This is a genomic window from Streptomyces uncialis, assembly GCF_001905345.1.
Lineage (GTDB): Bacteria > Actinomycetota > Actinomycetes > Streptomycetales > Streptomycetaceae > Streptomyces > Streptomyces uncialis.
This window is the reverse complement of the sequence record NZ_LFBV01000001.1, coordinates 342,632-360,492: the sequence shown is the minus strand read 5'-3', so window position 1 is coordinate 360,492 and position 17,861 is coordinate 342,632. Positions and strand designations below refer to the sequence as shown.

The 17,861-nt window shown below is 71.9% G+C and carries 16 protein-coding genes; 8 read left to right on the top strand and 8 right to left on the bottom strand.

Annotation, left to right across the window (positions count from 1 at the left end; translation table 11 throughout):
* Positions 1 to 184: 184 nt before the first annotated feature.
* Together AB852_RS01550 and AB852_RS01545 are read right to left on the bottom strand one after the other, a co-directional pair.
* Positions 185 to 1,552, bottom strand: coding sequence for a PP2C family protein-serine/threonine phosphatase (locus AB852_RS01550; RefSeq protein ID WP_073782802.1), 1,368 nt, complete (start codon positions 1,550 to 1,552; stop codon positions 185 to 187).
* Between the two features lie 32 nt (positions 1,553 to 1,584).
* Entirely contained in the window at positions 1,585 to 2,010 is a 426-nt protein-coding gene (locus AB852_RS01545) for a hypothetical protein (protein ID WP_073782800.1), read from the bottom strand.
* Between the two features lie 293 nt (positions 2,011 to 2,303).
* Between AB852_RS01545 and AB852_RS01540 the strand changes: the two genes are divergently transcribed.
* Together AB852_RS01540 and AB852_RS01535 are read left to right on the top strand one after the other, a co-directional pair.
* On the top strand, positions 2,304 to 3,383 hold the full coding sequence (locus AB852_RS01540; RefSeq protein WP_073785233.1) for an ATP-binding cassette domain-containing protein: 1,080 nt from the start codon (positions 2,304 to 2,306) through the stop codon (positions 3,381 to 3,383).
* Positions 3,380 to 4,228: an ABC transporter permease gene (locus tag AB852_RS01535; protein ID WP_073782798.1), complete on the top strand. Its 849-nt coding sequence runs from the start codon at positions 3,380 to 3,382 to the stop codon at positions 4,226 to 4,228. Before AB852_RS01540 ends, AB852_RS01535 begins: the two co-directional genes overlap by 4 nt.
* A gap of 109 nt (positions 4,229 to 4,337) precedes the next feature.
* On the opposite strand, the gene AB852_RS01530 is transcribed toward AB852_RS01535, so the two are convergent.
* The 3 genes from AB852_RS01530 to AB852_RS01520 all read right to left on the bottom strand — a co-directional run bounded on the left by AB852_RS01530 (position 4,338) and on the right by AB852_RS01520 (position 6,754).
* Positions 4,338 to 5,588: an RNA polymerase sigma factor gene (locus AB852_RS01530; protein ID WP_073785231.1), complete on the bottom strand. Its 1,251-nt coding sequence runs from the start codon at positions 5,586 to 5,588 to the stop codon at positions 4,338 to 4,340.
* Positions 5,589 to 5,793: 205 nt separating this feature from the next.
* Positions 5,794 to 6,213 carry a YciI family protein gene (locus AB852_RS01525; protein WP_073782796.1) on the bottom strand — a complete coding sequence of 140 codons (420 nt, stop codon included), beginning with the start codon at positions 6,211 to 6,213 and terminating at the stop codon, positions 5,794 to 5,796.
* 190 nt (positions 6,214 to 6,403) lie between these two features.
* Entirely contained in the window at positions 6,404 to 6,754 is a 351-nt protein-coding gene (locus AB852_RS01520; RefSeq protein WP_073782794.1) for a DoxX family protein, read from the bottom strand.
* 89 nt (positions 6,755 to 6,843) lie between these two features.
* On the opposite strand from AB852_RS01520, the gene AB852_RS01515 reads away from it, so the two are divergent.
* The 3 genes from AB852_RS01515 to AB852_RS01505 all read left to right on the top strand — a co-directional run bounded on the left by AB852_RS01515 (position 6,844) and on the right by AB852_RS01505 (position 9,766).
* Entirely contained in the window at positions 6,844 to 7,299 is a 456-nt protein-coding gene (locus AB852_RS01515) for a MarR family winged helix-turn-helix transcriptional regulator (protein WP_073782793.1), read from the top strand.
* A gap of 39 nt (positions 7,300 to 7,338) precedes the next feature.
* Positions 7,339 to 7,962 (top strand): TetR/AcrR family transcriptional regulator, encoded by a 624-nt coding sequence (locus tag AB852_RS01510; RefSeq protein ID WP_073782791.1) that lies wholly within the window; start codon positions 7,339 to 7,341, stop codon positions 7,960 to 7,962.
* A gap of 298 nt (positions 7,963 to 8,260) precedes the next feature.
* A complete protein-coding gene (locus AB852_RS01505; RefSeq protein ID WP_073782788.1) occupies positions 8,261 to 9,766 on the top strand; it encodes an MFS transporter in 1,506 nt (501 codons plus the stop codon).
* 558 nt (positions 9,767 to 10,324) lie between these two features.
* On the opposite strand, the gene AB852_RS01500 is transcribed toward AB852_RS01505, so the two are convergent.
* Positions 10,325 to 10,573 (bottom strand): hypothetical protein, encoded by a 249-nt coding sequence (locus AB852_RS01500; protein WP_073782786.1) that lies wholly within the window; start codon positions 10,571 to 10,573, stop codon positions 10,325 to 10,327.
* An 89-nt stretch (positions 10,574 to 10,662) separates the two neighbouring features.
* A complete protein-coding gene (locus AB852_RS01495; protein ID WP_073782784.1) occupies positions 10,663 to 11,151 on the bottom strand; it encodes an SseB family protein in 489 nt (162 codons plus the stop codon).
* 269 nt (positions 11,152 to 11,420) lie between these two features.
* Here AB852_RS01495 and AB852_RS01490 point away from each other — a divergent pair, with 269 nt between their 5' ends.
* From AB852_RS01490 to AB852_RS01480, 3 genes are all read left to right on the top strand, one after another.
* A complete protein-coding gene (locus tag AB852_RS01490; protein ID WP_073782782.1) occupies positions 11,421 to 13,247 on the top strand; it encodes an acyl-CoA dehydrogenase in 1,827 nt (608 codons plus the stop codon).
* 588 nt (positions 13,248 to 13,835) lie between these two features.
* The gene (locus AB852_RS01485; RefSeq protein WP_073782780.1) at positions 13,836 to 15,128 is read left to right on the top strand and encodes a M18 family aminopeptidase; all 1,293 of its coding nucleotides are present in this window, start codon (positions 13,836 to 13,838) and stop codon (positions 15,126 to 15,128) included.
* 135 nt (positions 15,129 to 15,263) lie between these two features.
* The gene (locus tag AB852_RS01480) at positions 15,264 to 15,479 is read left to right on the top strand and encodes a DUF6458 family protein (protein ID WP_073782778.1); all 216 of its coding nucleotides are present in this window, start codon (positions 15,264 to 15,266) and stop codon (positions 15,477 to 15,479) included.
* A 500-nt stretch (positions 15,480 to 15,979) separates the two neighbouring features.
* Here AB852_RS01480 and AB852_RS01475 read toward each other — a convergent pair whose 3' ends face one another.
* Entirely contained in the window at positions 15,980 to 17,800 is a 1,821-nt protein-coding gene (locus AB852_RS01475; RefSeq protein WP_073782776.1) for an NHL domain-containing thioredoxin family protein, read from the bottom strand.
* Between the last annotated feature and the right edge of the window lie 61 nt (positions 17,801 to 17,861).

Here is a 17,861-nt window from a genome sequence, read left to right as displayed (position 1 = left end):
GTCGGGTGCGGGGCGGCCCTCGTCTTTTGCGCAGTTCCCCGCGCCCCTTCGGGGTCGCCTCAGGTGCACGTCCCCACGGCTGTGCGGGTAGTCCGGGGGTGCGCGGTTGCCCGCGCCCCTTCGGGGTCGCCTCGGGTGCACGTATTCACGGCCGTGCGGGTCGTTTCCCCGCGTGCCTTCGGGGTCACGGGGCCTTTCTCCGGCGTACCCGGCGGCGGCGGGGTGGCCGCTGTGCGGTCTCCCACGGGGGGCCGCCCGGTTCCTCCTCGTCCCAGAACCCCGCCCCCGCCTCCGTCCCCGTACCCCGCACCGCGAAGATCGTCGTGTCGTCGCCGAGGTGTCCGTTGCAGTGGGCGAGGGTCGCGTCCCGGACGAGGGTCACCAGCCGTTCCGGCCGGGCGTTCTCCGGGTCGGCCGCCACCATCCCGGTGACCGCCTGGAACAGCGGGAAGAAGACGCCGTGCGCGTCGCGGGCCTCGGTCACCCCGTCGGTGACCAGGAGCACCGTCTCGTCGGGGCGGACGGCCACCCGCTGGACGAGTGCCGGGCTGTCGGAGAGGTCCCCGAGGCCGAGCGGCAGCCCGTCGCCGGGGACGAGTTCGCGGACCCCGGCGGGGCTGACGAACAGCGGCGGCTGATGGCCGAAGTTGACGATCTCCAGCCGGGACCCGGGCCGCTCGGACGGCGGGAACCCGAGCAGGACCGCGGTGGCGAACCGGTCGCCGTCGTCGCGGCCGACCCGCAGACAGTAGTAGCGGTGCCGCCGCATCCGGGTCTCCAGCCGCTCCGCGACGGTCGACAGCCGTGGCTCGTGGTACCCGGACTCCCGGAACGAGCCGAGCAGCACCGCAGCCCCGTCGACCGCGCCGAGGCCCTTGCCCTGGACGTCCCCGAGCAGGACCCGGGTGCCGTGCCGGCTGGGCTGGATGTCGTAGAAGTCGCCGCCGACCTTGGCGACGCTGTCCGCCGCGAGGTACACGGCCGCATGGTCGAGTCCGCCCCAGCGGGGCGGCAGCGGGCGCAGCACGGTGAGCCGGGTGGTGTCGGCCACGTCCCGCATGTGCAGGGCCCGCCGTTCGTTGCGCAGCCGTACCCAGCTGGCACCCGTGGCGAGCGCACCGCCGATGCCGACGAGGATGAAGTCGGGCAGCCCGGTCTGGAACTCGTGCGGCCAGGCGTTGTCCACCAGGGTGTACGCCGCCAGCGAGATCACCGCGAAGGCCGCCGTCCCCCACACCCCGCACAGCGCCGCCGCGATCCCCGGGACCATCACGATCCAGGAGGCCACCCGGAACTCGCCCCCGGTGTTCCAGTCGAACAGCACGAGGGCGACCAGCAGGACCAGCGGCGGCAGCCACGCCACGCTGTACCCCCGTATCCGCAGGGAGGACGTGGCGGCGGGCTCCTGACCGCCCGGCACGGGGAAGGAGCCGAGGGGCACCCCGGCGCGGGTACGCGGGCCCCCGTCGCGCCGGCGCACCCGGCCGCCGCCGGGTCGCGGCGGGCGGGCGCGGGAGTCCGGCGGGGCGGGGTGGGAGCTGCGGATACGCATAGGGCGCCGGGTGTCCGTAGCGGGACGGGGGCTCAGTCCTCGTTGATGTAGTAGTGGTAGTAGGTCGCCGCGAACACACCGGCGGCCACCGCGAGGGAGATCCCCGTGGAACGCAGCACGGAGTGCCCGGTCTGGCTGTAGCAGAAGCCGAAGGCGAGCCCGGCGAACACGGCCCAGGACATCGCGCGCGGTCCGGAGCGCAGGGCCGGTCCCACCCGGTGCAGTGCGAAGGCGACCGCGGCGACGGCGATACCGGCGGCGAAGCCGAGGAAGATGTTCCAGCCGGTGACCTGGTAGCCGCTCGCGTCCCGGCTGATCCCGGAGATCCAGAAGCCGTACACGACGCCCAGCAGGACGGGCAGCCAGGTGCCCGGCGCCATGGGGTCGACGGCGGACGACGCGGCGGGGGTACGGGGACGCGGGGCCGGGGTCCCCGTTGCGGGGGCCGTGTGCGTCATGGGACCACTTCCTCTCCATGGGCGCTGCCGGGCGGGCCGGGTGTGCCGGGTGTGCCGTGCGGTCCGGCCGTCGCCCGTACCTCTCCAGAGCACACCCGGGGGGCCGTGCGGGCAACTTTTGCCGGGTCCCGGACCGCCGCCAAGAAATTCGCACACACATTCGGCAAGGACCGATGAGTTCCGGCCCCGCCACCGGTCCCCACTCCACGGACCGCACTCCCACGCGTTCGCCCGGCACCGTCCGGCGCGGATCGTGGACCATGGATGAAACGGACGAAAGGCGCGAGGCGGACATGAGCAGCGCACAGAGCGGACGGGCGGCCACCACGGCCGGGCCCGCCATCGAGACCGAGGGCCTGGTGAAGACGTTCGGCGGCACCCGGGCGGTGGACGGCGTCGACCTCGTCGTCCCCGTCGGCACCGTCTACGGCCTCCTCGGGCCCAACGGCGCGGGCAAGACCACCACCGTCAGGATGCTGGCGACCCTGCTGCGGCCCGACGGCGGCCGGGCCCGGGTCTTCGGCCACGACGTCGTCCGCGAGGCCGACGCCGTACGCACCCGGGTCAGCCTCACCGGCCAGTACGCCTCCGTCGACGAGGACCTCACCGGCACCGAGAACCTGGTGCTGCTCGCCCGGCTGACCGGCCACGGCCGTAAGGCCTCGTACGGGCGGGCGGAGCAGCTGCTCACCGCGTTCGGACTTGAGGAGGCCGCCGAACGCCAGGTCAAGAACTACTCCGGCGGCATGCGGCGCCGTATCGACATCGCCGCCTCCATCCTCAACACCCCTGACCTGCTCTTCCTCGACGAGCCCACCACCGGGCTCGACCCGCGCAGCCGCAACCAGGTCTGGGACATCATCCGGGCGGTCGTCGCCCAGGGCACCACCGTGCTGCTCACCACCCAGTACCTCGACGAGGCCGACCAGCTCGCGTCCCGGATCGCCGTCATCGACCACGGCCGGGTGATCGCGGAGGGCACCAAGGGCGATCTCAAGGCGTCCGTGGGCGCGGGTTCCGTGCATGTCCGGCTGCGGGACGCGGGCCGCCGCGAGGAGGCCCGGGAACTGCTCGCCCGCGTCCTCGACGCGCGGGTCGTCCTCGAACCCGACCCCGTCGCGCTCAGCGCCCGGATCGGGCAGGACACCGCGCCCGACGGGCACAACGCCGCCGACCAGGCGTCCCGCGCGCTCGCCGAACTGACCCGCGCCGGGATCACCGTCGACAACTTCGCGCTCGGCCAGCCCAGCCTGGACGAGGTCTTCCTGGCCCTCACCGACCGCCCCGTCACCCCCGCGCACGAGCGGCCCCCGCATGACCGGCCCGCGAACGACCGGCCCACGAACGAGCACACGGAAGAGGCAGCGGCATGAGTACCGTGACCACCACGGACGCCCAGGAACTCGCCCCCGTCCGGACCGACTCCCTCGCGGATCTGCTCATCGCGAAGGACCGGCCGCCTCGGCCCGGACCGCTCTCCGCGTCCCTCACCTTCGGCTGGCGGGCCATGCTGAAGATCAAGCATGTGCCGGAACAGCTCTTCGACGTGACCGCGTTCCCGGTCATGCTGATCCTGATGTACACGTACCTCTTCGGCGGGGCCCTCGCCGGGTCGCCCCAGGAGTACATCCAGTACCTGCTGCCCGGCATGCTGGTGATGTCCATCGTCATGATCACCATGTACACGGGTGTCGCGATCAACACGGACATCGACAAAGGGGTCTTCGACCGCTTCCGGACCCTGCCCGTGTGGCGGCCCGCCGCGATGGTCGGGTACCTCCTCGGCGACATGGTCCGCTATGTGATCGCCTCCATCGTGATGATCAGCGTCGGCCTGATCATGGGCTTCCGCCCGGACGGCGGGCTCCTCGGCGTGCTCGCGGGAGTCGCGCTGCTGGTCGTCTTCTCGTTCGCGGTGTCGTGGGTGTGGACGATGTTCGGGCTGCTGCTGCGTACCGAGAAGTCCGTCATGGGCGTCAGCATGATGGTGATCTTCCCGCTGACGTTCCTCAGTGACATCTTCGTCAAGCCGGAGACCATGCCCGGCTGGCTCCAGGCGTTCGTCAACCACAACCCGATCACCCATGTCGCGACGGCCGTCCGGGAACTGATGGCCGGACACTTCCCCGCCGCCGAACTGGGCTGGGCGGTGGGCTGGTCCGCAGCTCTCGTCGTCGTCTTCGGGACGCTGACGATGCGGATGTACAACCGGAAGTAGCGCCCGGGGCGCGCCGGGGCTTCGTGGGATCCCGCGGGTCCGCGCCGGTCCTCGCGGGCCAGGCCGCGCCGGTCCTCGCGGGCCAGGTCACCCGGGCCGGGTACTCCGGTCAGTCGGCGGGGCGGGGGGCCGGGCGGTCGGGGGCCAGGCGGGCCGCGCGACGCGACAGATAGCGGGCCTCCGGTTCGCTGAGGGTGCGCCGGGCGGCCTCCTGGTACGCCGCCCGCGCGGCCACCGGGTCCCCGGCGCGTTCCAGCAGATGGGCCCGTACGGCGTACAGCCGGTGGTTGCCCGCGAAGGGGCCCGGCGAAGGTGTCGCCTCCTCCAGCCGGTCCAGTTCGATGAGGCCCGCCCGCGCGCCCCGCACCATCGACAGCGCCACCGCCCGCCCGAGCGCCGCCATCGGGTCCGGGCCGAGGGCCACCAGCACGTCGTACAGGGCCAGGATCTGCGGCCAGTCCGTGTCCCGCGCCGACGCGGCCTCACCGTGCAGCGCGGCCACGGCCGCCTGCACCTGGTAGACGCCGACGGGCGGGCGGCGCAGCGACTCCTCGACCAGGGCGGTGCCCTCGGCGAGGGCGGCACGGTCCCACAGGGCGCGGTCCTGCTCGTCCAGCGGCACGAGTTCGCCGTGCGGACCGGTACGGGCCGCGGCGCGGGCGTCGGTCAGCAGCATCAGCGCGAGCAGTCCCGTGACCCGGCCGTCGTCCGGCAGCAGCGCCCGCAGGACGCGGGTGAGCCGGATCGCCTCCCGCGCCAGGTCCCCGCGGCGCAGCCGCTGTCCGGACGTGGCCGTGTGCCCTTCGGTGAAGATCAGGTACAGCACCTTCAGGACGGCCCCGAGCCGTTCGGCCAGCTCGGCGGGGTCCGGCCGCCGGAACGGGGTCCCCCGCAGCTTCTCCTTGGCGCGGCTCACCCGGCGGGCGATCGTCGCCTCCGGTACGAGATGGGCGCGGGCGATCTCGGCGGTCGTCAGTCCGCCGACCGCCCGCAGGGTCAGCGCGACCCGCGCCGCCGGGCTCAGTTCGGGACGGCAGCACAGGAACAGCAGGGTCAGGGTGTCGTCCCCGCTCGGCGCGCGGGACTCGCCGGGCGACGGCGCGGTGCGCTCGTGCGCGGGCACGAGCCGCGCCGCCGTCTCCTCCCGGCGGCGCCGGGACTCCTCCGCCCGCAGCAGATCCGTGAGCCGCCGGGACGCCACCTTGATCAGCCACCCCCGGGGGTTCGCGGGCACCCCGTCGGCCGGCCACTGACCGGCCGCCGCGAGCAGCGCCTCCTGGACGGCGTCCTCGGCCAGGCCGAAGTGCCCGTACCGGCGCACCAGCGCGCCCAGCACCTGCGGCGCGTGCAGCCGCAGCAGATCCTCGACGCCGCCCGCGCGGTCACCGCCGCCGGCCCCGCTGCCGCTGACGTGTCCGCCGCCGTCTGCGTCACCGGGGCCGTCGCCGTCACCACGGACGCGGGCGTCGCCGTCACCACGGACGCGGGCGTCGCCGTCCCCGTCAGCGTCCCCGCGTCCGTCGCCGTCCCTCACCGCTCGCTCCCGGTACGTGGTTCCCGGACCGTCAGGCGGTGATCTCGCCCTGGGCCATCAGGGGCCGGATCACCACCGGCCGGATCGCCGATCCCGCGGGCTGCGGACACCGGGTGACCCGGGCCGCGATCTCCGTGACCCGGTCCAGGCTCGCGCAGTCCAGGATCCAGTATCCGGCGAGGACCTCCTTCGTCTCCCCGTAGGGACCGTCCGTGACCACCGGCTGCGGATCGTCGGGGGCGCCGGTCACGAACCGCGCCAGCGCGGGCTCCGTCAGCCCCTGGCCGTCGATCAGTTCCCCGCTCTCCGCGAGATCGTCGCTCAGCGCGCTCATGAACGCGCCCATCGCGACCAGGTCCTGCTCGGTGTACGCGGGACTCCCGTCGGAGCTGTCGCCCCGCATGGCCGCGTAGTCCGCCTGTGTACCGAGGATCATCACCATGTACTTCATTACGGCTCCCTTGAGAGTGGTCCAGTGGCACCGGTCCTCCGGTTCCATGGATACGTCGGAGCCGGACACGGTTTCCGGACAGTCCTCCCACGATCCTCGCGACTTTTCCCGGAACCGCCACCGACACGGTGACCGGACCCGTCCCGGAGCCGTTCGCGGTCCGCCGCCCTCGGAGCGAGGTCCGCCGCCCTCAGAGCGACAGGAAGCCCAGCGCCACCGGAGCGGCCGAGAACAGCAGCATCACACCGGGGGCCGCCAGACCCTTGGTGTCCTTGGCCCGCAGATGGGCGATCAGGGCGCCCACGAAGTACAGCACCGCGCCGATGCCCGCCGCGATGCCGAGCGGGCGGTAGAAGATGCCCGCGAGCAGCCCGAGCGCGGCGGCGAACTCCAGCACGGCGAGCGGGACGAACCAGCTCAGGGGCACGCCGAGCCCGGTGATGGTGTCGGTCACCCGCTGCTCGCGCACCAGCTTCCCCCGGCCGGAACCGGCCAGCATCAGGGCGAACAGAACGGCGACGACCACGTAGGCGATGTACACGGGGACCTCTTACGGTCTAGGCAGACAGATCGTTGAACCATAACAACGATTGACGAAACCGGGTAATGGACGGCTGTTAGGGTATTCACATGGTGGCGGGCGAGGCGGAAGAGATGACCGAGGGCCTGGCGTTCCTGCTGGCCAGGCATGGTGCGGGCGCCCAGATGATGCTCCGCAGAGCACTGGTCTCCAGCGGGCTGACACCGCGGCACATGATGACCTTGAAGCACCTGGACACGGGCCCGGTGAGCCAGCAGGCCCTGGTGGACATGCTGGAGGTCGACCCGAGCGTGCTGGTGGCCGTCCTCAACGACCTGGAGCGCGACGAGCTCGCACTGCGCCGCCGCGACCCCGCCGACCGGCGCCGGCACATCGTGGAGATCACCCCCGCCGGAGCCGCTGTGCTGCGCAGGTCGGACGAGATCCTCGCGGAGGCCGAAGGAGAGCTGTTCACCCATCTCTCCCCGGCGGAACAGCTCCTGCTGCGCGACCTCCTGAACCGGATCAACGTCTCCCCCGACCAGTTCACCTGCACCGAGGACTGACGTCGGCGGCGACACCCCCACGCTCCCCGAGAGGCCCCCGTGACCAGCGATGACGCGCACCCCCCACCCACCGCCGGCACCGCCGACGGCCGGGAACGCAAGGGCCAGCGCACCCGCCGCCGCATCCTGGAAGCCGCCCGCAAGCAGTTCGCCCAGTCCGGGTTCGAACGCGCCACGATCCGCGCGATCGCGGCCGACGCGGGCGTCGACAAGGCGTCCGTCATCCACTACTTCGGCACCAAGCAGGAACTCTTCCGGGAAGCCGCGGACTGGCACATCCCCGTCACCGAACTGACGACGGACGACCCCGGCCAGTCCGTCGAGAACTACCTCCGGTACATGCTGACCTCGTGGTCCAACGACCCCGACACCCCGATGACGGCGTTGCTGCGCGCCAGCATGACCAGCGAGGAAGCGGCGGCCCTGCTCCGGGAACGGGTCACGGAACAGGCCGTGGACCCCGTCGCCGAACGCCTCGGCGACGACCCCGACGCCCGGCTGCGCGCCGCCCTCGTCGGCGCGATGATGATGGGCATCGCCACCCACCGGTACGTACTGCGGCTGCCGGACCTCGCGGCGGCCGACCTGACGGACGTGCTGCGCGTCTCGGTCCCCGTCCTGCGCGAACTCCTCGTGAGGCCCGACGACCGACCCCCCGCCTGAAGCCTCCCACCGCCCCGGGCCCCGAACCCGGGGCCCCGAATCCCGAGTCCCGAATCCTGGAGCCCGCCGCCCACGCGGCGGGCTCCCGGCGTTCCCGGACGGGCCGGACACACGCGGGTGTCACTCATGGCGGTACGCCCCGTGAAGGGCCGGTGCGACCCGTGAAGGGAGGTGTGACGCGTTTCTCAACGTACGGTGAGAAATAAAAATCAACGTACGTATAGTTTTCACGGTGGTCCGGCCGGACGGCCCCGCCGAACCCCGGTACCCCCGTGAGAACACCTAGGAGCACCACGTCATGACTGCAACCGCGTCCGGCCGCGAGGCCCCGGCCGCCGTCCAAAGACACCTCGGCTGGGCACTGGTGGTGATCGCCGCGGCCCAGCTGATGGTCGTGCTGGACGGCACGATCACCAACATCGCGCTGCCGAGCATCCAGTCCGACCTGGATGTGTCGGCGTCCACGCTCGCGTGGATCGTCAACTCGTACGCCCTCGCCTTCGGCGGTCTGCTGCTGCTCGGCGGCCGGGCGGGCGACCTCTTCGGGCGCCGCCGGATGTTCCGCGTCGGCATCGTCGTCTTCACCGTCGCGTCCCTGCTGGGCGGCTTCGCGACGAACGAGGTGACGCTGATCGGCGCGCGCATCCTCCAGGGCATAGGCGCGGCCATCGCCGCCCCGACCGCGCTGTCGCTGATCACCACGAACTTCCCCGAGGGCGCGCCCCGCAACAAGGCCATGGGCGTGTACGCGGCGATGGCGGGCCTCGGCTCGACCGTCGGACTGCTGCTCGGCGGTGTGCTGACGGACTACCTCGACTGGCGCTGGGTGTTCTTCGTGAACATCCCGATCGGCATCGCGGTCCTCGCCGGTACGAAGCTGCTGGCCGAGGGCAAGCCGGAGCACGGACGGCTGGACGTGCCGGGCGCGATCACCGGTACGGGCGGTCTGATCGCCCTCGTCTACGGAATCACCCGGGGCGGCGAGCACAGCTGGTCGGACGGGCTGACGCTCGCGTCGTTCGCCGTGGCGGCCGTGCTGCTGTCGGTGTTCCTGGTGCTCCAGACGAGGTCGGCGCACCCGATGATGCCGCTGCGGCTGTTCCGGGACCGGGGCCGCTCCGGCGCGTACGTCACGATGCTGTTCCTGGGCGCGGGCATGTTCGCGACCTTCTACTTCCTGACCCTCTACCTCCAGCAGATACTCGGCTACAGCCCGGTGGAGACAGGGCTCGCGTACCTGCCGTTCACCGTCGGCATGATGGTCTCGGCGGGGCTCGGCTCCCGGCTGATCTCCCGCTACTCGCCGCGCGCGATCGCGGGCCCCGGCCTGCTGATCGGTGCGCTGGGCATGCTGTGGTTCGCGAGGCTGGAGCACGACTCGTCGTACGCGACGCATCTCGCCCCGGCGATGTTCGTCACGGCGCTGGGGCTCGGGGCGAGCTTCGTGCCGATGACGCTGGGCGCGGTGCGGGGGGTGCTGCCGGAGGACTCCGGGATCGCGTCGGCGCTGCTGAACACCGCGCAGCAGATCGGTGGCGCGCTGGGGCTGGCCGGGCTCACGACCGTGGCGATGACCACGGCGGACGATCTCGTGCCGGATGCCTCGGGCACGTTCTACCGGGCGATGGCCACGGGGGATGCCGCTCTCCTCGACCGTGCCGGTCAGGCGCTCACCGAGGGGTACGCGGCGGCTTACCTCGTGGCCGCGGGGCTCTTCGTCGCGGGGCTGATCATCACGGTCACCGCCGTCCGCGGCGACAAGCCCGACGCAACGGCCCCCCTCCCGGCCGCCCACCTGGGCTGACCGGTTTCCCCCCGGGGCCCGCGGGTCACCTTCACTCGCGCCCCCGGGGGTCCGTCCGACTGGACGTACTTGTCCCTGTGCGGGTCGGACGGGGGTGCGCAGTTCCCCGCAGGTCGCCTTCGCTCGCGCCCCGAGGTCTGTCCGGCTGGACGTACTCCGTTCCCGTGCCGTCGCTCGTGGGTTTCGCGCAGTTCCCCGCGCCCCTGAAGGGGCACTCCTCTCCTCTCGCAGTCGCATGGCTGCGGGAGGGGGTGGGCGGGAATCTCTGCCCGCAGACTCCGATGCTCTTCAGTAGGACCACAGGAACGTCGTACCGAGCGCGTTGGAGCGAGGACGGAGAATCCTGACCGGCACCGACCCGAAGAACAACAGAACGCGCCCCAAAGGGGCGCGGGGAACTGCGCAAAGACGAGAACCGCCCCGCACCCGAAGAGCGACGAACAGAGGCAGCATCCAGGGGCGCGGGGAACTGCGCGAAACCACCGAGCGACGGCACAGGAACGAAGTACGTCCCGCCGGACAGACCTGGGAAGCGCAAGCGAAGGCGACCCGCGGGGATCAGCCGTCCGCCGGCTCCCGTTCGCGGGCGGCCCGCGCCCGCTCCTTCGCCTCGCGCCGCTTCCTGCTGCGAGGCCCGAACGTGAAGAGGTTCGTCGCCACGATCACCACCGCCGCGGCCATCCACAGCACCCCCTGCCCCTGGAGATACGCGACGAACGCCAGGATCAGCAGGAACCCCGCCCCCAGCAGCCCCGCCCAGTCGGCGGCCCGACCCAGCCAATCCCCGTAGTCCCGGTTCCGACTCACAGGACCTCCTTCCCGCCCCAAGGCCAACAGAGCCACCATTGTCCCCCGGCGGCCCCGAAAGGGAATCGGCCCCGAGGGGGAATCGCGGTTCAGCCGTACATCCGCCGCATCGCGAAGTCGACCATCTGCTCCACGGCCTTGGCGTCGAACACCATCCGGTGGTCGCCCTCCATGTCGAGGACGAAGCCGTACCCGGTGGGCAGCAGGTCGATGACCTCCGCCCCGGTGATGACGAAGTACTTGGACTCCTTGCCGGCGTACCGGCGCAGCTCCTTGAGCGAGGTGAACATCGGGATCACCGGCTGCTGGGTGTTGTGCAGGGCCAGGAAGCCGGGGTTGTCGCCCCGGGGGCAGTACACCTTGGACGTGGCGAAGATCTGCTGGAAGTCCTCCGCGGCCATGGACCCCGTGGTGAACGCCCGCACCGCGTCCGCGAGCGACGGCGGTGAGGGCTCCGGGTACAGCGGCGCCTGCTGCTGCCCGTACCCCCCGGCCATCTGCTGCTGCGGCGGGGGCTGCGGCTGCGCGTAACTCTGCCCAGGGGCGGCGCCGCCCACGTGCTGCTCGTAGCCGTACATGAGCGCAAGGGTACCGAGCGGGGCCCCGCCCGCGGACCCGGCCCGGCCGGGTCGTGGGACACCTGGCGGGACACCGGCCGGGGCGGGTCCGTGAGGTGGCCGGATTCCGCCCGCGGAGCATGGCGCGGCGGTCCGGAACCGAGGCCCGGCCCGCAGACTCCCCCCGGTCGGGGGTTGCACGTTATTACCGACGGGTAGCATCATCGGAGGAACGTGCTACTCGTCAGTACACACACGTCATCACCCGAGCTACCTACGGAGCCGTCGTCATGGGGCACTACAAGTCGAATCTCCGCGACATCGAGTTCAACCTCTTCGAGGTGCTCGGGCGCGACAAGGTGTACGGCAGCGGACCGTTCGCCGAGATGGACGTGGACACCGCGCGCAGTGTCCTGTCCGAGCTGACCCGGCTCGCGGAGAACGAGCTGGCCGAGTCGTACGCGGACGCCGACCGCAACCCGCCGGTGTTCGACCCCGCCACGGGCAGCGCCCCGCTCCCCGAGTCGTTCAAGAAGTCGTACAAGGCGTTCATGGACTCCGAGTACTGGCGTCTCGGCATCCCGGAGGAGATCGGCGGCACCACCGCGCCCGCCTCCCTGATCTGGTCCTACGCGGAGCTGGTGCTCGGCGCGAACCCGGCGGTGTGGATGTACTCCTCCGGCCCCGCGTTCGCCCGCATCCTCTTCGAGGAGGGCACCGAGGAGCAGAAGAAGCTCGCGTCGGTCGCCGTCGAGCGCATGTGGGGCTCCACGATGGTGCTCACCGAGCCCGACGCCGGTTCGGACGTGGGCGCGGGCCGCGCGAAGGCCGTCCGCCAGGAGGACGGCTCCTGGCACATCGAGGGCGTGAAGCGGTTCATCACCTCCGGTGAGCACGACATGGAGGAGAACATCCTCCACTACGTCCTCGCCCGCCCCGAGGGCGCCGGTCCCGGCACCAAGGGCCTGTCCCTCTTCCTCGTCCCCAAGTACCTGTTCGACTTCGAGACCGGTGAGCTCGGCGAGCGCAACGGCGCCTACGCCACCAACGTCGAGCACAAGATGGGCCTCAAGGCGTCCAACACCTGCGAGATCACCTTCGGTGACCGGCACCCCGCCAAGGGCTGGCTGATCGGTGACAAGCACGACGGCATCCGGCAGATGTTCCGGATCATCGAGTTCGCCCGGATGATGGTCGGCACGAAGGCCATCTCCACCCTGTCGACGGGCTACCTCAACGCCCTGGAGTACGCCAAGGAGCGCGTCCAGGGCCCCGACCTGGCGAAGTTCATGGACAAGGCCGCGCCCAAGGTCACCATCACCCACCACCCCGACGTCCGCCGCTCGCTGATGACGCAGAAGGCGTACGCGGAGGGCATGCGCGCGCTCGTGCTGCACACCGCGTCCGTCCAGGACACCATCACCGCCAAGGAGGCGGCCGGTGAGGACGCCTCGCACGAGCACGCGATGAACGACCTGCTGCTGCCGATCGTCAAGGGCTACGGCTCCGAGAAGGCGTACGAGCAGCTCGCCCAGTCGCTCCAGATCTTCGGCGGCTCCGGGTACCTCCAGGAGTACCCGGTCGAGCAGTACATCCGCGACGCCAAGATCGACACCCTGTACGAGGGCACCACCGCGATCCAGGGGCAGGACTACTTCTTCCGGAAGATCGTCCGCAACCAGGGCGCCGCGCTGAACTCCCTCGCCGAGGAGATCAAGAAGTTCCTCGCCATCGGCTCCGGCGGCGACGAGCTGGCCGCCGCGCGCGAGCAGCTCGCCCAGGCGGCGGTCGAGCTGGAGGCCATCGTCGGCGTCATGCTGACGGACCTCGCGGCCACCGAGAGCGATGTCCGGTCGATCTACAAGGTCGGGCTCAACACCACCCGGCTGCTGCTCGCCTCGGGCGACGTGGTCGTCGGCTACCTGCTGCTGCGGGGCGCGGCGGTCGCCGCCGAGAAGCTGGACTCCGCGGCGCCGAAGGACCGCGCGTTCTACGCGGGCAAGGTGGCCGCGGCGAAGTTCTTCGCGGCGAACGTCCTGCCCGCGGTCACCACCGAGCGCCGGATCGCCGAGTCCGTCGGCCTCGACCTGATGGACCTGGACGAGGCAGCGTTCTGACCCACCCCTGACCCACCCCCTGGCCCCTCCCCTGAGCCGTCCCCGCGCCACCCCGCCGATCATCCGGCGCCGGGCCCTCCCGGACCCCGTCCCCACCCCGACCGGACCCCGTCCGGCCGGCACGGTCCCTGCCCGGACCGCGCCGGCCTGGCGGGGTCCGGCCCCGTACCGCCCGGAGCACCCCGCGCGACGGCCCAAGCCCCCCGCGCGCTCCGGTCCTGAACCCGCGTGGCTCCGGTCCTGAAGCCCTACGGCGGTGGGTCGGAGGGTGTGCGGCGGTGGGTCGGACGGTGGACGGCGGTGGGACGGACGGTGTGCGCGGGGCGTGCGCGGGCGTGCCGGGTGGTGCGGGGACCGGGCCGCGCCCCCGGTTCCCCGACCACGCCGACGGACCGCCCGAACGGGTCGGCGGCGGACCGGCGACGACCCCGCACCGGCCCGCCCCCGGTCCCTGGTGGGCGGCGGTCGGGCACCCGCCCGGGAGCCGACACCCTTACCCGGGGGGCAACTGCCCGGGGCATGTACATTTCACTCAAGGCCCGCTCCCACCCGCAGGAGCGCGCCTTCCCGCGTCGTTAAGGTGAACCCATGAGCCAACCCCCCCGCTTCGACCGCGGTCACACCGACGACCTGATGACCTTTCTCGCGGCCAGCCCCTCCCCCTACCACGCCGTGGCGAACGCCGCCGAACGGCTGGAGAAGGCGGGTTTCCGGCAAGTTGCCGAGACCGACGCCTGGGACGGGACTGCGGGCGGGAAATACGTACTGCGCGGCGGTGCGATCATCGCGTGGTACGTCCCCGAGGGCGCCTCGCCCCACACCCCGTACCGCATCGTCGGAGCGCACACCGACTCGCCGAACCTGCGGGTGAAGCCGCAGCCGGACCTCTCCGCGCACGGCTGGCGGCAGATCGCGGTCGAGATCTACGGCGGCCCCCTGCTCAACTCCTGGCTCGACCGTGACCTCGGACTCGCGGGCCGGCTCTCCCTGCGTGACGGCACCCACCGGCTGGTCGACGTCGACCGCGCGGTCGCCCGCGTGCCGCAGCTCGCCATCCATCTGGACCGCAAGGTGACGCCCGAGGGCCTGAAGCTGGACCCGCAGCGCCATATGCAGCCGATCTGGGGTTTCGGCGACTCGCTCGACGGCGACCTGATCCGGTTCCTGGAGGACGAGTACGGGCTCGACGAGGACTCGGTCACCGGCTGGGACCTGATGCTCCACCCCGTCGAGGCCCCCTCCTACCTGGGCCGCGACAAGGAACTCGTCGCGGGGCCCCGGATGGACAATCTGCTGTCCGTCCACGCGGCCACCGCCGCGCTCACCGCCGTCGCCGCGGCCGAGGACCTGCCGTACATCCCCGTCCTCGCCGCCTTCGACCACGAGGAGAACGGCTCCCAGTCCGACACCGGCGCGGACGGCCCGCTGCTCGGCTCCTGTCTGGAACGCTCCGTGTACGCGCGCGGCGGCTCGCTGGAGGACCGCGCCCGCGCCCTCGCCGGTACGGTCTGCCTGTCCTCGGACACCGGCCACGCCGTGCACCCCAACTACGCGGAACGCCACGATCCAACGCACCACCCGCGCGCGGGCGGCGGCCCCATCCTCAAGGTCAACGTCAACAACCGCTACGCCACCGACGGCTCGGGGCGTGCCGTGTTCGCCGCCGCGTGCGAGAAGGCGGGCGTACCTTTCCAGACATTCGTCTCCAACAACGCGATGCCCTGCGGGACGACCATCGGGCCGATCACCGCGGCGCGGCACGGCATCAAGACCGTCGACATCGGCGTCGCGATCCTGTCCATGCACAGTGCGCGTGAGCTGTGCGCGGCCGACGACCCGCATCTGCTGGCCAACGCGCTCGTCGCGTTCCTCAGCGGCTGACCGCGGGCCCGGTCGCGGACCGCCCGCCCGGGGCCCGCCCCGGACCGCCCCGCATGGACACGGCCTTCCCGGGTACCCGGGTTCAGTACAGCAACTGCCGTACCGACAGGCGTGTCTGACACGGAGGCGAGATTCATGGGGCTGGGCGGATGCATCGTATTCATCGCGGTGGGCGCGATCCTCACATTCGCGACGGACTGGGAGATGCAGGGGGTGAATCTCGACGTCGTCGGGCTGATCCTGATGGCGGTCGGCCTCATCGGGGTCGTGACCTTCAGCAGCATCGCCCGGCGACGCAGGGTCATGGTGCCGGGCGGCACCACGACGGTGGTGGAGAACCCCCCGAAGTAGGTCGACCCCGCGGGTCGCCTTCGCTTGCGCTTCCGAGGTCTGTCCGGCGGGACGCGCTTGGTCCTGTGCCGTCGCTCGGTGGTTTCGCGGTTCCCCGCGGTTCGCCTTCGCTTGCGCTTTCCAGGTCTGTCCGGCGGGACGCGCTTGGTCCTGTGCCGTCGCTCGGTGGTTTCGCGGTTCCCCGCGGTTCGCCTTCGCTTGCGCTTCCGAGGTCTGTCCGGCTGGACGCACTCCGTTCATGTGCCGTCGCTCGGTGGTTTTGCGCAGTTCCCCGCGCCCCTTTGGGGCGCTCCCGGGCGGTTCTTCGGGTCGGGGCCGGTCGGGATTCTCCGTCCTCGCTCCAACGCGCTCGGTAGGGACGGGAAGGTGGCCCCACTGGTGGCGTCGGAGTCTGCGGGCAGAGATTCCCGCCCACCCCCTCCCGTAGCCATGCGACTGCGCGGGGAGGGGGCGAAAGGCAACCTCGGGAGGGCGAGCGGAGGCGGCCCGCCCGGCCGGGGTTACGGCATACCCGCCAGGACCAGTGTGAGGCGGTTCGTGGCGGCGGGGACCAGTCGGACCGGGACGCCCCAGTCCTGCTGGTGGACGTGGCACGCGGGGTACTCGTTCGCCGGGTCGTCGTCGCAGGACGCCGCCATCGCGGAGACATGGAGGACCCCTTCCCCCACCTCCGGATCGAGGTCCACGGTCCGCGTCAGATCCGTCCCCGCGCCCTCACCCGAGCGCAGCAGCTCCGGCGGCGTCGAGGAGACCAGCAGCCGGGTCGACGGACCGTACCGCGCGTCGAGCTTCTGACCGGCCGGTGCCTGGAAGACGACATCGAGGCTCAGCGGACCGGGCGCGACCTCCGTGGCCTCCCGGCGGGTGCGATGCGCGACCCCGTCGACACGAACCGCCTCCTCGGGCAGCCGGAGCCGGGTGAGCCGGTGCCGCGCCGACTCGACGACGACGATGTCCCCGTCCACGACGACCGCGTCGGACGGCTCCCGAAGGTCCGTGGCGAGCGTGGTGACCTCCCCGGTCGCGGGGTCGTAACGCCGCAGCGCGTGGTTGTACGTGTCGCTGACCGCGACCGAACCGTCCGGCAGCACGGTGACCCCCAGCGGATGCTGGAAGAGGGCCTGCTCCGCGTCCCCGTCCCGGTGCCCGAAGTCGAACAGCCCCGTACCGACGGCCGTGCGGACCGCGCCGTCGGGCCCGATCCAGCGCAGCGCGCTCGTCTCGGAGTCCGCGACCCACAGCCGGTCACCGGCGGCGGCGAGCCCCGACGGCTGCGCGAACCACGCCTCCGTACCCGGCCCGTCGACCAGCCCCTCGTTGGTCGTCCCGGCGGCCACCGTGACCGTGCCGTCGGCGGGGTCGTACGTCCACAGCTGGTGGACGCCCGCCATGGCGATCCACACCTTGCCGCCGAAGAGGGCCACGTCCCACGGCGACGAGAGGTCGACCTCGCGCGCCGGACCGCTGGTGGGCGATCCCTGCCACCACTGGCGTCCCGTGCCCGCGAGGGTGGTGACCTCGCCGCTCACGAGGTCGAGCCGGCGCAGCGCGTGGTTCACGGTGTCCGCGACCACCACGGAGCCGTCGTCGAGCGCGGCGAGCCCCTGCGGCTCGTTGAACTCAGCGCGGTCGGCGGGCCCGTCGGCCAGACCCCGGGTGCCGGAGCCGATCCGGCGGACGACGCTCTCGCCGTCCGACGCGAGTTCCACGAGCTGGTGGCGGGTGGTGTCCGAGACGAGCAGGTTGCCGGAGGGCAGCAGGAGGACCTTGCCGGGGAAGCGCAGGCCCGTGGCGACGGGCTCGGGTGCCACGTACGGTCCGTCGCCGCGCCGCAGGGTGCCCTTGGCCGTGTGCTCGGCCTCCAGTTCCTCCACGAGCCGCTCGATCGCGTGCGCGTGCCCCTCACCGGCGTGCTGGGCGACGACGTAACCCTCGGGGTCGATCACGACGAGCGTCGGCCACGCGCGTACGGCGTACTGCTTCCAGGTCGTGAGCCGGGGGTCGTCGAGTACGGGGTGCTCGACCCCGTACCGCTCGACGGCGTCCACGACCGCCTGGTGGTCCGCCTCGTGCACGAACTTGGGGGAGTGCACACCGATCACCACGACGGTGTCACGGTGACGCTCCTCCAGCTCCCGGAGCTCGTCCAGGACGTGCAGGCAGTTCACACAGCAGAACGTCCAGAAGTCCAGCACGATGATCCGGCCGCGCAGCTCCGCGAGGCTGTACTGGTGGCCGCCCGTGTTGAGCCAGCCGCCCTCACCGGTGAGCTCCGGCGCGCGAACGCGGGCACTCCGGGGAGCCTTCTCCTGATCGTCCATACGTTCAGGATGCACCCGCCCGACAACGAACGGACAACCGGGTGCCCGCCCGCCCAAAGGG

What these genes read in the sequence shown, in the direction of transcription:
- AB852_RS01550 (WP_073782802.1), bottom strand. Translation starts at nt 1,552, where the DNA reads ATGCGTATCCGCAGCTCCCACCCCGCCCCGCCGGACTCCCGCGCCCGC.
- AB852_RS01545 (WP_073782800.1), bottom strand. Translation starts at nt 2,010, where the DNA reads ATGACGCACACGGCCCCCGCAACGGGGACCCCGGCCCCGCGTCCCCGT.
- AB852_RS01540 (WP_073785233.1), top strand. Translation starts at nt 2,304, where the DNA reads ATGAGCAGCGCACAGAGCGGACGGGCGGCCACCACGGCCGGGCCCGCC.
- AB852_RS01535 (WP_073782798.1), top strand. Translation starts at nt 3,380, where the DNA reads ATGAGTACCGTGACCACCACGGACGCCCAGGAACTCGCCCCCGTCCGG.
- AB852_RS01525 (WP_073782796.1), bottom strand. Translation starts at nt 6,213, where the DNA reads ATGAAGTACATGGTGATGATCCTCGGTACACAGGCGGACTACGCGGCC.
- AB852_RS01515 (WP_073782793.1), top strand. Translation starts at nt 6,844, where the DNA reads ATGGTGGCGGGCGAGGCGGAAGAGATGACCGAGGGCCTGGCGTTCCTG.
- AB852_RS01505 (WP_073782788.1), top strand. Translation starts at nt 8,261, where the DNA reads ATGACTGCAACCGCGTCCGGCCGCGAGGCCCCGGCCGCCGTCCAAAGA.
- AB852_RS01495 (WP_073782784.1), bottom strand. Translation starts at nt 11,151, where the DNA reads ATGTACGGCTACGAGCAGCACGTGGGCGGCGCCGCCCCTGGGCAGAGT.
- AB852_RS01490 (WP_073782782.1), top strand. Translation starts at nt 11,421, where the DNA reads ATGGGGCACTACAAGTCGAATCTCCGCGACATCGAGTTCAACCTCTTC.
- AB852_RS01485 (WP_073782780.1), top strand. Translation starts at nt 13,836, where the DNA reads ATGAGCCAACCCCCCCGCTTCGACCGCGGTCACACCGACGACCTGATG.
- AB852_RS01480 (WP_073782778.1), top strand. Translation starts at nt 15,264, where the DNA reads ATGGGGCTGGGCGGATGCATCGTATTCATCGCGGTGGGCGCGATCCTC.
- AB852_RS01475 (WP_073782776.1), bottom strand. Translation starts at nt 17,800, where the DNA reads ATGGACGATCAGGAGAAGGCTCCCCGGAGTGCCCGCGTTCGCGCGCCG.